Here is a 13,934-nt window from a genome sequence, read left to right as displayed (position 1 = left end):
CAGAGCTGCTTGGCACAATGTATTGTGAATACCAAGATGATGATTCAGCACAGCCGAATTTCGTTTATTCTCCGCTATTGGCGCACAATAGCGGCCTCGGCGGAGTAGCTTCATCTGAGAGATATCTGTAACTTCAGTTGATTCGACATCCATACGAGCCGCGACCTTCCGAGTCGCGGCTTTTGTTTTGTGCAAGGCGAGATTGCAGGAGGGCCGATGAGTGCAGGTTCAACGATAGGTGCGGCGGTGGCGGGGCGGTTTGGTGCTTATGGCGGCAGGTATGTGCCAGAGACGCTGATGGCGGCGCTGGAGGAGCTGGAACAGGCGTATGCGTTGGCTCAGAAGGATGCGGCGTTTCAGGCTGAGCTGGATAACCTGCTGCACCACTACTGCGGGCGGCCTACTCCGCTTTATTTTGCGAAGAGGCTGACCGGGCAGCTGGGTGGGGCGAAGATCTATCTGAAGCGCGAAGACCTGCTGCATACCGGCGCGCACAAGATCAACAACGCGCTGGGCCAGGGGCTGCTGGCGCGGAGGATGGGGAAGCAACGGATCATTGCGGAGACGGGCGCGGGGCAGCATGGGGTGGCGACGGCGACGGTTTGCGCGTTGCTAGGTTTGGAGTGCGTCGTCTATATGGGCGAGGAGGATATGCGGCGGCAGGAGCTGAATGTCTACCGGATGCGGCTGCTGGGGGCGGAGGTGCGCGGGGTTTCGGCGGGGTCGGCTACGTTGAAGGATGCCATCAACGAGGCGATGCGGGACTGGGTGACGAATGTTCGGACGACTTATTACATTCTTGGGAGCGCGCTGGGGGCGCATCCTTACCCGACGATGGTTCGGGACTTTCATCGTGTGATCAGTCGCGAAGCGCGGGCGCAGATGTTGGAGCAGGAGGGAAAGCTGCCTACGGCGATCGTTGCCTGCGTAGGCGGCGGCTCGAATGCTATTGGCGCGTTCTATGAGTTTCTGCCGGATGCGAAGGTACAACTGATCGGCGTCGAGGCTGGCGGGCGCGGGACGGCGCTGGGAGAGCATGCGGCGCGGTTTCAAAAGGTCGGTGGCGGCTTGCCGGGTGTGCTGCAGGGTACGTACTCGTATGTGTTACAAAATGATGCCGGCCAGGTGAGCAGCACGCACTCGGTCTCTGCCGGGCTGGACTATGCGAGTGTGGGGCCCGAGCATGCAATGCTGCATGATTCCGGGCGTGCGACCTATGTGTCGTGCTCGGATGATGCTGCGTTGAAGGCAACGGTGACGCTGTCGCGGACGGAGGGGATTCTGCCTGCGCTTGAGAGTGCTCATGCGGTCGCGGAGGCTATTCGACTGGCGCCGACGATGGCGAAGACGGATGTGTTGATGGTGAATCTGTCGGGACGTGGCGATAAAGATATGGGGATTCTGGCGCGGGAGTTACAACTTGAAGGCGCGTCGGAGGTGAAGGCATGACGGCGCCTATCGAGCATCGCACCACACTAATAATTGAAGGGTGGAACAAAGGTTTCAACAAGGTCGCCTTCACCAAAATGCTCCAGCACGAGTTCGGTTTCTCGCTGACTGTAGCGAAGAACATGACTGACCAAGTACTCGAACGCACACCCATCGCAATCAATGTTGAGAGTGCAGACATCAAGCGGATCAGCTCGTTGGCTCAGCAGATGGGCGCGATCGTATGCTCGGGGAATTCTTCGACGTCAGCAATACCGGAGGATTCATGTCGATAAGCTTCCGCACCAAACCCGGCATTGTTGCCTATCTCACCGCAGGTGATCCCGATCTGTCGACGACGCGCGATATTGCGCTGGCGGCGATTGATAACGGTGCGGATGTGATTGAGCTTGGGGTTCCGTTTAGCGATCCGCTGGCGGATGGGCCGGTGATTCAGCGAGCCAGTGAGCGGGCCGTGGCGCGAGGGGTAAGGCTGACCGACGTGCTGGAGCTGGCAAAGCAGCTGCGGGTGGCGCGACCGGCGGCGGGACTCGTTCTGTTCTCTTATCTGAATCCTGTGGTGCGGATGGGGATGGGGGCGTTTTGCGCGCGAGCGGCCGGGGTTGGAGCGGATGGAGTGCTGCTTACGGACATGATCGTCGAAGAGGCGGCGGAGTATCTGGAGGCGATGAAGGCCAACGGGCTTGCACCGATCTTTCTGGCTGCGCCTACGAGTCCGGATGCCCGGTTGAAGGCGATTGCGGGTGTGTCGCAGGGGTTCGTGTATGCGATCTCGCGGGTTGGAATCACCGGGACGCAGCAGAAGGTGGCCGGCGATGCTTCGGAGCTGGTGACGCGGCTGCGGCGGTTTACGAAGCTGCCGATTGCCGTGGGGTTTGGGATCTCGAATGCTGAGCATGTGAAGGCGGTGGGGGGGTTTGCAGACGCAGCCATTATCGGAAGCGCTATTGTGGCTCTGATCGAAAAGACTCAGCCTGCCGATGCCGCGGCTGCGGTTGGCCAGTTCATCGCGGAGTTGAGAGCATGAGGACCGCTGAGGTGGCCGGCCAAAGCGGCGCAATGGGACGTTTATCATTGTCTGTACAAAATACTTTGCAGCGAGCTGCGTTCAGGCGTGTTCGACTGCACTGCGAGGCGAATGGATGGATATCTCCGACTGGAGACGGAAGATTGATGAGCTGGATGTTGAGATCGTTCGACTCATCAGCCAGCGGGCAGAGGCTGCACGCGCGATTGGCGAGCTCAAAAAGACCGCGGACCTGCCGGTCTATGAGCCTCGGCGGGAGCAGGAGGTCTTCGACCGTGTCCGCAAGGCGAATCCGGGACCGTTGGCGGATGCTGAGCTGCTGCATGTGTACGAGCGGATCATCGACGTGATGCGGACGCTGCAGCGAAGAGATCTATAGCTGGCCCGCACGGGAGCCGGAAGTTTGCAATCTGCCGGATCGATTTGTAGCTAATTATGTTACACAAAGAGAGTGAAGCGAAGACGATGATAGTTGCGATGCATGACCAGGCGACGGAAGAGAATATTCAGCAGGTGATTGAACGGATGGTGGAGCTTGGCTTCAACGTTCACCGGACAACGGGCGCGGTACAGACGATTCTGGCGGGTGTGGGGACGCCGGAACACTTCGACGTCGCCGAGTTCAAGGTGCTGGCCGGCGTCTATGACGCTTATCGGATCTCGTCGCCATACAAGCTGGCGGGGCGGAGCTTCCGGCCGGAGGGAACCACGGTTACGTTTCCGAACGGCGTGGTGGTGGGCGGAAAGGAAGTGGTGGTGATGGCGGGGCCGTGCTCGGTGGAGTCTCGGGAGCAGATCCTGACCAGCGCGAAACAGGTTGCTGCTGCGGGCGCGAAGTTTCTGCGGGGAGGCGCGTTTAAGCCGAGAAGCTCGCCCTACAGCTTTCAGGGTATGGGGCTGGATGGGTTGAAGCTGTTGCGCGAGGTCTCGGATGAGACCGGGCTGCTGGTGATCACAGAGGTGATGGAGATCTCGCAGATTGAGCTGATGCTCCCCTTTATCGACTGCTTCCAGGTGGGCGCGCGCAATATGCAGAACTTCAATCTGCTGCGCGAGCTTGGGCATGTGCGGAAGCCGGTGCTGATGAAACGCGGGATCTCGGCGACGATTGAAGAGGTGCTGTTGAGCGCGGAGTACATTCTCTCGGGCGGCAACTACAACTTGATGCTGTGTGAGCGGGGAATTCGGACGTACGAGACTTATACGCGGAATACGATGGATATCTCGGCGATTCCGGTGCTGAAGAAGCTTACGCATTTGCCTGTTCTGGGCGATCCATCGCATGGCGTTGGGATCCGCGACCTTGTGCCACCGATGGCTCTGGCGAGTGTGGCGGCTGGGGCAGATGGACTGCTGATGGAGATGCATCCGAACCCCGATAAAGCAATGAGCGATGGGGCACAGAGTTTGTATCCTGAGCAGTTACAAAAGCTGATGACACAACTAAAGTTACTGGCTCCAGTGGTGAACAGGGTAATGGCGTAAGGCGAGGTTTCGGGCATAATGGAGCGGGTATTCATCATTGGAACGGGATTGATTGGCGCTTCGACGGGCCTGGCGCTGCGTGCGGCCGGCTTTGGGGGGCGCATCGATGGATGGGATACGAGCCAACTCGAGATGGCGTCCGCGGTGCAGATGGGTGCGATCGACGGCAGGGCGGCGAGCCGCGAGAATGCTCTGGAGTTGGCGAGGCTGGCGGATGTAATTGTGCTGGCGGTGCCGGTGCTTACGATCAAAGACTGGATGCAACAGCTGGCGCCGGTGCTGCGTTCGGGACAACTGGTGACCGATGTTGGGAGCACGAAGCTCGAGATTGTGGAGTTGGCGCGGGAGTTATTTGCTGGAGATACTACCGCTGTTTTTCTTCCTGGGCATCCGATGGCGGGCAAAGAGTCTGGAGGAGCTTTGCTGGCGGAGGCTGGACTTTTTGATGGCGCGATGTGGTTGTTCACGCCGATCAGGCCCGAGATGACCGCGATGGAGAGAGAGTGGCGCGGATGGATTGGGTGCTTCGGGTCGCGGATGCTGGACATGGACGCGACGCGGCACGACGAGATGTGCGCCTGGGTGAGTCATCTGCCGCAGATGCTCTCGACTGCGCTGTCGGCGCTGCTGGAAGAGAGGTTTGGCGATGCTCCGGAGATTGCGGCGATCGGGGGCCGTGCGCTGCGGGAGACGACGCGATTGGGAGCCAGTCCGTACAGCATGTGGCGGGATGTCGCGATGACCAACGCGGGGCCGGTCGCGGATACGCTGCTGGCGTTGGAGCAGCGGTTGCAGCATGTGCGGGAGAATCTGCGGACGCCGGAGTTGCGGGATGAGTTTGCGCTGGCGAACCGGTTTCGTCAGCGGCGGTGATTCGTTTTTTTTACGCTAGAAGATTGATGTTTTGCGAGTTTGAAGAGAGAGCATGATGCCTGTGAAAGATTCGATAAGCCAACTGAGTATCAGCCTTGCGGATGTAGCCGCTGCGCGGGAGCGGGTGCGTGAGGCGATCTACTACTCGCCATGCCCGCACTCGCAGATGCTGTCTGCGCTGACGGGGCAGCAGGTGTATTTGAAGCTGGAAAACCTGCAGATGACGGGCTCGTTCAAAGAGCGCGGGGCGCTGAACCGGATTGCACTGCTGACGCCGGAGCAGGCTGCGCGGGGTGTGGTTGCTGCGAGTGCGGGGAACCATGCGCAGGGCGTTGCCTACCATGCGACGAAGCGAGGGATTCGTGCACTGATCGTGATGCCGCTGGCGACGCCGCTGGTGAAGGTTACGGCGACGCGTGGATTTGGGGCGGAGGTGGTGCTGCACGGGGCGAACTACGACGAGGCTTGCGAAGAGGCAACGCGACTCTGCGAGGCGGAGGGAATGACGTTTATTCATCCGTTCGACGATGCGATGGTGATGGCCGGGCAGGGCACGATTGGGCTTGAGCTGCTGGAGCAGATACCTCAGCTGGAGGCGGTGGTGGTGCCGATCGGCGGCGGCGGCCTGATTGGCGGGATCGCCTGCGCGATCAAAGAGGCTTGCCATCAGGCTTCGCGGCCCGAGATTCGCGTGATCGGGGTGCAGACGTCCAGATTGCCTTCGATGGTGGCGGCACGGACGGTGGGTCATCCGGTAACGCTGGAGGCCTCAACCACGATTGCGGATGGTATCGCGGTGCGGCGTGCGGGAGATGCCACGTTTCCCGTTGTCGAGCGGTATGTCGATGAGATCGTTACGGTCGACGAAGACGAGATTGCTTCGGCGATTCTTGTTCTGCTCGAGCGCGAAAAGACATTGGCCGAGGGTGCGGGAGCCGCGGCGCTGGCGGCGTTATTGCAGAAGAAGACGACCTTGAATGGGGCGCATACAGCAGTGATGGTTTGCGGCGGAAATATCGATGTGACGCTACTGAGCCGGATCATTGAACGCGGTCTGGTGCAGGATGGAAGAATGATCCGGCTACGGATTCATCTGCTGGATAAGCCGGGGGCGCTGGCGGAGCTGACGATGTTGATTGCGAGGTATCGCGCGAACATCGTGGATACGCTGTACAACCGGGCGTATTACGGCGTGAACCTGGGCGACACGACGATCGATATTACGCTGGAGACGCGCGGGCGGGAGCAGGTGGAGGAGTTGCTGGCTGCGATGACGGCTGGCGGTTACAGGTACAGCCAGGTGGTCTAGCAATCTGGGACGGCGCTCTGCTGTCAGGCCTTTTCGTAGTGGAAGTGAAGCTCCTGCTCGCTGGCTACGGGCTGGCCGTCCTTGGTGGCGGGATGGAAGGTCCACTGCTGGACAGTTGCGATAACGTTTTCGTCTATGCCGTGACCGAGACCGCTGGTCATCTTGATGTCGGCGATCTTGCCTGTGGTGTCGATGACGATGTCCAGGATGACGTCGCCTTTGGTGCCACGGGGAAGGGCGGAGAGGTCGGGCTTGGGCGTGGGAAAGTAGCTGACGAGGGCGATGTTGATGTTGCCGGAGCCGAGGGAGTCGGCGCCTGCGACGGAGTCTGGCTGGGTGGAGGCTGGGGAGCTGGTGTTGGGAGAGGCGGTGGTGTCTTTCGGCTTTTGCGTGGGTGGAGTTGGCAGCGGAATAGCGGATTGGGCCTGTTTGGGCTGGGTTTTGGGGTTGGGCGCGGAGGTTTGTAGAGGGGCCTTGCCGGGGGAGTACGTCAGCAGGAGGTTGGTTCCGTGGGGGCTGCCTGGTAGGCGGATGGGCGCGATCCAGGAGGCGCGCTGGTGGATGAGCGCGGCGAAGAGGAGCAGATGGAGAAGGGAGGAGGCCAGGGCGTAGTTCGGCGTGCGGGATGGAGATGTGACGGGTTTGCCGATGGTATCCATGCCTCCTCCTTTCTCTGCAATGTGGCTCTGCCATGTGACCGCGACGCGATTGTTATTAGACGCGGGTGAAGGTGGTCTGTTGTTTTTCTTCGTGGCGTTCGGCGGCAAGGGCTATGAGGCGGTCAATGAGTTGTCTGTAGGGAACGCCGGCGGCCTCCCACAGCTTTGGGTACATGCTGATGCTGGTGAAGCCGGGCATGGTGTTGATTTCGTTGAGGTAGATGCGGGCGGGTTTTGATTCCCTGCCCTTCTTGCTGACTACGGCTGGTTCCATGAGAAAGTCGACGCGGGCGAGGCCGGCACAGTCGCAGGCGCGGAAGGCGGCGATGGCCATCTCGCGGATCTGTTTCGATTCGGACTTCGAGAGCTTGGCGGGGATGATGGGGATGGAGGCGTCGGAGTGGTACTTGGCGTTGTAGTCGTAGAACTCGGCGCCGGGGACTATTTCGCCGACCACGGAGGCTTCGGGCGAGTCGTTGCCGAGGACGGCTACTTCGAGCTCGCGGGGCTTTGCGCCGGGGCCGCCTACTCCCTGTTCGATGATGAGCTTGCGGTCGTAGCTCGCGGCGAGATCCATCGCGGGGGCTAACTCGCTGCGGTCGTGGACTTTGCTGATGCCTACGGAAGAGCCTAGATTGGCGGGTTTTACGAAGACGGGGTAGTCGAGTTTCTTTTCGATGCGCTTAATGCAGCGTTTGGCGTCTGCCTTCCACTCGCTGCGGAGGAGGTTGACGTGCGGGGTTTGCGGGAGGCCGGCGGCAGCGAAGAGCTGCTTCATGGCGGACTTGTCCATGCCGGTGGCGGAGCCGAGAACTCCGGAGCCTACATAGGCGATGTCGGCTAGTTCGAAGAGGCCCTGAATAGTGCCGTCTTCGCCGAAGGTGCCGTGGAGGACGGGGAAGATGACGTCGAGGGACTGGGCGAGGGAGCCGTTCTGCTGGGCGAGACTGGCGCCGTCATGGAGTTCGATGGATTTGGTGGCGGTGCGTTTCTTCTGGATTGGCGCGGGGTTTGTGTTGCCCGCGAGGAGGTGCTGGGCGGCGGTGGAGGTGAGCCACTGGCCTTGTTTGGTGATTCCTATGGGGATTACTTCGTACTTTGACTGGTCGATGGATTTGAGGATGGAGGCGGCGGAGAGGAGGGAGACCTCGTGCTCGCCGGAGCGGCCACCGAAGAGGATGCCGACGCGGAGTTTTTTGGGGGAGGGCTTGCTGGTCTGCTTTTTGGTCTGTTTCTTTTGTTTCGTGTTTTTTGTCATGAGTAGGTACAAGTCTCTCCTAAATTTGGCGGGTTCTGCGGGAAAAAATTTGTTGGGTATCGAAGTGGTCTTTTGCTGGGGGTTTTGCGAATTCTGGTGTGTTTTGTGGTGGTTTTTTGTGGTGACGTTGTGGTGATTTGCGTGGCTGATGTGGTGTTTTAGCCGTCACTTTTTTGGGGCTAAAAAATGCGCCAACTTTTTGTAAGATTTTCAGGGGTTCCGTGCCGGCCGGTGGGATGGCTCTGCGGCTCCCTGCATCTTATTTTTTATGGGATCCCCGCTCCTTCTTCTTTATGCCGGACCGTAGACGCAAACCCGAACGCACGACTCCGCACAGGGACAAGATCTGCAAGACGTGTGGGCGCTCGTTTGCGTGGCGTAAGAAGTGGGAAAAGGATTGGGATGTGATCAAGTACTGCAGCGATGAGTGCCGGGGGCATAAGCCGGGGGAGTTGGACGCTGAGCTTGAGGCGGCGATCCTTGAGCTGCTGGCGGAGCGGGGACGGGATAAGACGATCTGTCCGTCGGAGGCAGCGAAGGCGGTGGGTGGGCTGGAGAGGCGGCGGGACTGGGAGGGTCTGATGGAGCCGGCTCGGGCGGCGGCTAGGCGGCTGGTGGCTGCGGGAAAGATCTTGGTGACGCAGCATGGGCACGTGGTCGATCCTTCTACTGCAAAGGGAGCTATTCGTTTACGACTGCGTTGAAATTCTCAGCGTCGGGAGGGGAAAATCCGGCTTTCTCGACTCGCGCGATTTGTTGGGATGCTTCTAACATCTGATGACAACCGCGAAGAAATCAGCGATCCGGACGGCGTCTCCCAAGTCCACCAGTAAAAAAGGCAGTGCGCGGCATAGCGCATCTGCTCGTACGGGCAGCACGGCTGCCCATGGCGCTTCCAGCGAGAAGGCGCATAAGACGGGCAGGAATACCGCGAGGGGGCAGGCATGGACCGATCAACACTCTGAACACAAGAGTTCGACCGGGCAGGGGAAGGCCAAGAAGCAGCCAGCGAAGCAGGAGTCGCGTTGTTGGCCCGGTTATGAACCGGTTCCTGGCACCAAGCGCGGTGAAAAGGGGAGTTGTAAGCCGAAGGCTCATCAGAGTGGCGCGGAGAAGAAGTCGGACGCGATGGCTGCTGCTGCGAGTAAGTTGCGAAAGGGTTGAGCCGATCGCGAGCCGGTGAATTTGTCGATTTATACTGCGTGGGATGGATATTGAACGGATTCGCAGCTATCTGCTGAGTTTGCCGCATGTGCTTGAGACGGCGCAGTGGGGTGGGCTTGTCTTCTGGGTGGGAGATAAGGCGATTGGCGGCAAGATGTTTGCGATGATGCGGCTGGACGAGAACGAGAACCTGGAGCGGAGTGAGAAGAGCCGCGTGATCTCTTATTCTGCAGGCCCGGAGCGCTACTCGGAGTTGATTGAGGTTGATGGAATCTTTCCTGCTCCTTACTCGGCTCGTATTTTTTGGGTCGCGGTGTCTGGTTGGAATGTGTTTCGCAAGACGGAGTGGGAGCGGGAGCTGAGTGCGGCGCATGCGCTTACGCTGGCGAAGCTGCCGCCGAAGGTTCGGGCGGTGCTTGAGATGCCTGCGGCTCAGCAGAAGCGGTTGATTGCTGAGCGGAGGAAGTTGTTGGCTGCTAAGGCTGCTAAAGGGCGGTGAGCCTAGAAGCTCTGTCCTGCCGGACGGGCGCCCTGCGCGGGCGGCGGTCACTTCGTGACTTGTATACCCCTTCGGTTGGCGCTCCCCGTTGGTCGCGAAGAAAGATCTTGTGCCGACCAGTCGGAGATCAGCAGACCTTCGCGGCCCCGACCGGAAGCTCCTGTCCTGTAATGAGGGAGCGGCGTCTGACTAAATGCTCCGATAGCTTTGAGAGCCATAGCTCCCAAGGAAAGGAAAAAAGACTCGCTTGAAGCCGCCAACGAATGGTCGTTTCGAGCATGCGGTTAAATACTCGTTTTGTGAACGTCGCTTCCTCAGAGTGCTTGCGCAGCTGATTTAGAAGAAGGAAAAAAGAGAGTACCCGCTCAAAGTGGCTAAACTCGGGCCCCTGGAGCCACGGTAAAAGATTCGCACCGAGCGGCATATCCATCCATTCCTGCAGGGTCTTCGGTTCTACTACTCCCAGTTCGCGAAGCTGAGGCCAAATGGGAATTCCAGGATAGGGGGTGAAGATGTTGGGTGAGAAGCGCATGTTGCCGAATCTTCTGCCGATATCGCTCATGGTTCGGAAGGTAATCAGCCGATCCTCATCGGTTTCGCCAGGATATCCAAGGATGAGGTTGAAGGTGACGCGAATGCCGGCCAGACTCGTCTTGCGCGCTGTCTCGTACATCTCGTCGACGCGCTGGTGGCGCTTATTCATCAACTTCAGTACGGCTTTCGATGTGGACTCTGTACCGAAGCCCATATGAGTTACACCGCTATCAGCGAGTAGTTGAACCTCTTCCTGACTCATGCGGCAGATGAAATCCGTAGAGGCCTGAAAGGTCCAGGTGAATTTTACGCCCGAGTCACGAATGCCCTGAGCGATGGCAATCGCACGCCGCAGATCGACGGGAAAGTTGGAGTCGAGCAACGCGACGTGGGAAATACCATACTGCCTGACAAGCCCAGTCAACTCTCCAACGACATGCTCCGCTGAATAGGCATTGAAGCGACGCTTATAGACGACCATGTCGGTGCAGTAGTTGCATGCGTACGGACACCCTACGCTGGTTGCATAGGCAAGCTCTCGTTTGCCAGAGGCTTTTTCATAAGCATCAAAGTCGATTAGCTCGTAGGCGGGAAGAGGAAAGGTGTCGATCGGTTGAACGCGCCGTTCGAAGTTTTCGATCAGGCGACCGTTCTTCTTCCAGGACAACCCCGGAATGAGGTCCAGAGGCCTGTTGTCGGCAAGCGCCTGTGCAAGCTCGACGATCGTGATTTCACCTTGCCCACGCACCACCACATCGACGAACTCTTCTCGGAGAGTCGACTCCGGACAGAGCGTAGGATGCCAGCCGCCAAAGACGACGCAGACATCCGGCGTATGTTTTTTAATGTGTTGGGCTGCCTCGATCGCACCGCGAATCATTGGGCCGGTTAGCACAGAGATACCCATGCAAAGAGCGAATTGGCATTCTTCTTCAAGCCGCAACAGATAGTTCGGCTCGATTGCCGCATCAATCAGGACGACTTCGAATGACGCCGCTCGAAGGGTACCAGCTAGAGCAAGAAGTGAAAGGGGCGCTCCAAGAGGTGGTCCGTCGTAGGGCGGATAGAAGAGGACGACCTTTCCACGTGTCATCATCAGATCGATTGGTGCCGCCCTTTCCCATCTTAGGATCGGTCGCGAAGTATAGAGAGGTGTCAGCATACTGTCATCGTGTTGTAAGCAGATTGTCTTCGGTCTCCTGCATCGCGTTTGCGGCTGTAATCATGGAGCATGTTGCGTGTCGAGGACTGCTCTAACGCTTGCGTCCTGTTATGCGCTCCAGCGATCGGCGCAATCTGTTCGCGGAGGACTACTCGTTATGAGTCTCTCGGATCCAATCGTGCACGAAACTATGAACTCTCCAATGCCGGAGAGACGGTCTGCGTTGGAAGATGATTGGGTTGGGGCTCGCAGTCACCCACAAGTTCAGCCTGCTTATTTCGATTCGAAGGCCGACTGTTGGATCCTGAGCCGTTACGCCGACGTCATTGCAGCACTTCACTCTCCCGAGCTGTCGTTGGTCGGCCCTTTGCCTAAGAAAGACGAGCTGATCGTCGATGAAGATGCCAGACTTGGTATGAGATTAGAGACACGCGAGGCACTCTCGTCAAAACTGCTGCGCTCGGTGCGAAGACAGATGTTCGAAGATGCCAGAGCGCAGCTTGCGATCCTCAACTGGGGACAGCCTGTTGATCTGATCCGGGATTACGCAGAGCCTGTCTGCCTTGCGCTGGCGCTGCAAGTGACGCAACCCTCCTGCAAGGACATAGACTCGCTCAATCAGTTGGCCAGGCAGGTCTCCGCTTCGTCCGCCGACCCTTTCGCGCCTAAACTTAAATTAAGATCGAAGGCAGCCTCTGTGGCGTTGTGTCCTTACTTTGCCTCAGGCCCAATGCCTTTGCGTGAGTCTGGTTTTGTGGCACTTTCGCAGACTATGGTGCACCTGCTGGGGAATGTATGGTTCGGGCTGATCAATCATCCCGAAGAATGGAGTCGTCTTCATCGCCAACCTGCTTTGATTGCACGAGGGGTAGAGGAGTTGTTGCGCTTTGCTGGATTGACGCGATTTGTCTATCGGCGAGCCCAGGCAGATACGATGATCAACGGAATCTGCATTCGCCATGGAGAGCGGCTTACGCTACGCATCTTCGCAGCGAACCGAGACCCTGATCGCTTTTCCAATCCAAACGAGGTGTCTGTCATGCGTCGGAGCCTGGGACAGGTGAGTCTTGGCGCTGGGCGACATGCATGCGTCGGGGCACCACTTATCCGCACCGCCACTCTTGCCGCCACCTACACGTTGGTCGAGCGTCTTCCAAAGGTGCGCCTTCTCTCGCCCATAAGCTGGCGCGGTGGCGATGGCTTCCGATCGCCCTCCTCTTTACCTGTCGTCGCTTCTCTGTAAGAGATTGCAGCCACGTAAGTATCGTCACCTGATTCAGCACGTATCGAAAGGGGCCATTGGATCGGTACCGATAGGTCGGCTTGTCGTCACGGACCTCTCGTTGCTACCATGACGGCCATGAACAAAGTTGCGCCATTCCTCTGGTTCAATGACAACGCGGGAGAGGCCGCCGAGTTTTACCTCAGCGTATTCCCGCACGCGCGCCGGCTCGATGAGCTGCGTTCGAAGGGCGTTGGTCCGTGGCCCGTGGGCAAGATTGCCACGATCACGATCGAGCTTCAAGGACAGGAGATGGTCTTTCTCAACGGCGGCCCCGCTCATCAGCTCAGCCCCGCCTTCTCCTTCTTCGTGCGCTGCGACTCCCAGGAAGAGATCGACAGCTACTGGGACAAGTTGATCGAAGGCGGTAAACCCATGGCCTGCGGCTGGCTGACAGACCGCTTCGGCCTGTGCTGGCAGATTGTGCCACGCAATATCGGCGAGTTGATCCGTCACCCCAAGGCGATGGAAGCCATGATGGGAATGATCAAGATGGACCTGCCCGCGTTGGAAGCTGCCGCGCGCGAGAGCTGAGCCTTCGCTCCATAGATTCGGAGGGCGAAGGTGGAGTTGAACTCCGAAAGGATGGCCACCCTGATGACGGCAAACCTGAATACCTATGGTTCTTGAAAACGGCCAGCTTTGGGGGTAATGATCCCAATATTGGCGACACCAGCCTGATGCCCGGAATTGATGATGTCGGCTACCAAAGAGAAGTCCAAATCAGCGCCGCCCTCGATAAACATCACTTTGTCAGTTCTAGTTGCAAAAATCTCGGCTAGCTTCGGCTCAATATTAGCTTGGCTCAACAAAGCCTCATTTATCTTGTAAGTCACGCCATGCTCGTTGTCGCCGAGGACCTGAACCACAATCGGTTGTGGGTTCGGCTCTGGCTGATCAAGGGATTTAGGCGGCTGCGGTATTAGAGCATCAAGGCCACGAACCGCAGTGGGCTGTATGACCATGAAAATAATCAACAGCACAAGAAGAACATCAATAAGAGGGGTAACGTTGATATCGGCCGTTGGCCCTTTGCTACTACTTGATGTCATACCCATAGGGCAGCTCCTCACTTCCACTTTTTGGACACCGGTTATACGATGAATGTTCCCGAAATCATAGTGCGCGTCACAATGTGAGTAACGATAAATGGGATGAGCAGGTCCTCCGAAGGAGGAGCAGACTATTCCCATGAAGAAGCCAGCGCAGCACCTCATCGCTGAAGTTCCACGC

16 protein-coding genes are annotated in these 13,934 nt (G+C 58.4%); 12 read left to right on the top strand and 4 right to left on the bottom strand.

The genetic code is table 11. From position 1 onward, the window contains the following. The first annotated feature begins 216 nt into the window (after positions 1–216). The 7 genes from trpB (at position 217) to ilvA (ending at position 6,143) form a co-directional block, all read left to right on the top strand. Positions 217–1,449, top strand: coding sequence for a tryptophan synthase subunit beta (gene trpB / locus HDF10_RS19575; protein WP_183816478.1), 1,233 nt, complete (start codon positions 217–219; stop codon positions 1,447–1,449). Beyond that, the gene (locus tag HDF10_RS19570) at positions 1,446–1,724 is read left to right on the top strand and encodes a hypothetical protein (protein WP_183816476.1); all 279 of its coding nucleotides are present in this window, start codon (positions 1,446–1,448) and stop codon (positions 1,722–1,724) included. The genes trpB and HDF10_RS19570 overlap by 4 nt, the downstream gene beginning before the upstream one ends. Further along, positions 1,715–2,476 carry a tryptophan synthase subunit alpha gene (gene trpA, locus HDF10_RS19565; RefSeq protein WP_183816474.1) on the top strand — a complete coding sequence of 254 codons (762 nt, stop codon included), beginning with the start codon at positions 1,715–1,717 and terminating at the stop codon, positions 2,474–2,476. The genes HDF10_RS19570 and trpA overlap by 10 nt, the downstream gene beginning before the upstream one ends. Before the next feature lie 115 nt (positions 2,477–2,591). Next, complete coding sequence (locus HDF10_RS19560; protein ID WP_183816472.1) at positions 2,592–2,855, top strand: chorismate mutase; 264 nt, start codon at positions 2,592–2,594, stop codon at positions 2,853–2,855. Positions 2,856–2,941: 86 nt separating this feature from the next. Further along, on the top strand, positions 2,942–3,961 hold the full coding sequence (gene aroF, locus HDF10_RS19555; RefSeq protein ID WP_183816589.1) for a 3-deoxy-7-phosphoheptulonate synthase: 1,020 nt from the start codon (positions 2,942–2,944) through the stop codon (positions 3,959–3,961). 18 nt (positions 3,962–3,979) lie between these two features. Further along, positions 3,980–4,834, top strand: a complete 855-nt coding sequence (locus tag HDF10_RS19550) for a prephenate dehydrogenase (RefSeq protein ID WP_221271914.1) — start codon at positions 3,980–3,982, stop codon at positions 4,832–4,834. Between the two features lie 52 nt (positions 4,835–4,886). After that, positions 4,887–6,143, top strand: coding sequence for a threonine ammonia-lyase (gene ilvA, locus HDF10_RS19545; RefSeq protein ID WP_406706804.1), 1,257 nt, complete (start codon positions 4,887–4,889; stop codon positions 6,141–6,143). Between the two features lie 23 nt (positions 6,144–6,166). On the opposite strand, the gene HDF10_RS19540 is transcribed toward ilvA, so the two are convergent. After that, a complete protein-coding gene (locus HDF10_RS19540; protein ID WP_183816470.1) occupies positions 6,167–6,802 on the bottom strand; it encodes an energy transducer TonB in 636 nt (211 codons plus the stop codon). Between the two features lie 55 nt (positions 6,803–6,857). Then, positions 6,858–8,060: a D-alanine--D-alanine ligase gene (locus tag HDF10_RS19535; protein WP_183816468.1), complete on the bottom strand. Its 1,203-nt coding sequence runs from the start codon at positions 8,058–8,060 to the stop codon at positions 6,858–6,860. Between the two features lie 236 nt (positions 8,061–8,296). Between HDF10_RS19535 and HDF10_RS19530 the strand changes: the two genes are divergently transcribed. The 3 genes from HDF10_RS19530 to HDF10_RS19520 all read left to right on the top strand — a co-directional run bounded on the left by HDF10_RS19530 (position 8,297) and on the right by HDF10_RS19520 (position 9,723). Beyond that, complete coding sequence (locus tag HDF10_RS19530; protein WP_311732833.1) at positions 8,297–8,764, top strand: DUF3253 domain-containing protein; 468 nt, start codon at positions 8,297–8,299, stop codon at positions 8,762–8,764. Positions 8,765–8,837: 73 nt separating this feature from the next. Next, positions 8,838–9,224, top strand: a complete 387-nt coding sequence (locus HDF10_RS19525; protein WP_183816465.1) for a hypothetical protein — start codon at positions 8,838–8,840, stop codon at positions 9,222–9,224. A 43-nt stretch (positions 9,225–9,267) separates the two neighbouring features. Next, positions 9,268–9,723, top strand: coding sequence for an MmcQ/YjbR family DNA-binding protein (locus HDF10_RS19520; protein ID WP_183816464.1), 456 nt, complete (start codon positions 9,268–9,270; stop codon positions 9,721–9,723). Positions 9,724–9,850: 127 nt separating this feature from the next. Here HDF10_RS19520 and HDF10_RS19515 read toward each other — a convergent pair whose 3' ends face one another. Further along, positions 9,851–11,419 carry a B12-binding domain-containing radical SAM protein gene (locus HDF10_RS19515; protein ID WP_260178034.1) on the bottom strand — a complete coding sequence of 523 codons (1,569 nt, stop codon included), beginning with the start codon at positions 11,417–11,419 and terminating at the stop codon, positions 9,851–9,853. Between the two features lie 415 nt (positions 11,420–11,834). Between HDF10_RS19515 and HDF10_RS19510 the strand changes: the two genes are divergently transcribed. Together HDF10_RS19510 and HDF10_RS19505 are read left to right on the top strand one after the other, a co-directional pair. After that, entirely contained in the window at positions 11,835–12,662 is an 828-nt protein-coding gene (locus HDF10_RS19510; protein WP_183816462.1) for a cytochrome P450, read from the top strand. A 117-nt stretch (positions 12,663–12,779) separates the two neighbouring features. Further along, positions 12,780–13,235, top strand: coding sequence for a VOC family protein (locus HDF10_RS19505; RefSeq protein WP_183816578.1), 456 nt, complete (start codon positions 12,780–12,782; stop codon positions 13,233–13,235). Between the two features lie 83 nt (positions 13,236–13,318). Here HDF10_RS19505 and HDF10_RS19500 read toward each other — a convergent pair whose 3' ends face one another. After that, a complete protein-coding gene (locus HDF10_RS19500) occupies positions 13,319–13,759 on the bottom strand; it encodes an ExbD/TolR family protein (RefSeq protein WP_183816460.1) in 441 nt (146 codons plus the stop codon). Positions 13,760–13,934 lie beyond the last annotated feature (175 nt).

The organism is Tunturiibacter empetritectus, assembly GCF_014201375.1.
GTDB lineage: Bacteria > Acidobacteriota > Terriglobia > Terriglobales > Acidobacteriaceae > Edaphobacter > Edaphobacter lichenicola_D.
This window is presented reverse-complemented; position numbering and strand designations above follow the sequence as displayed.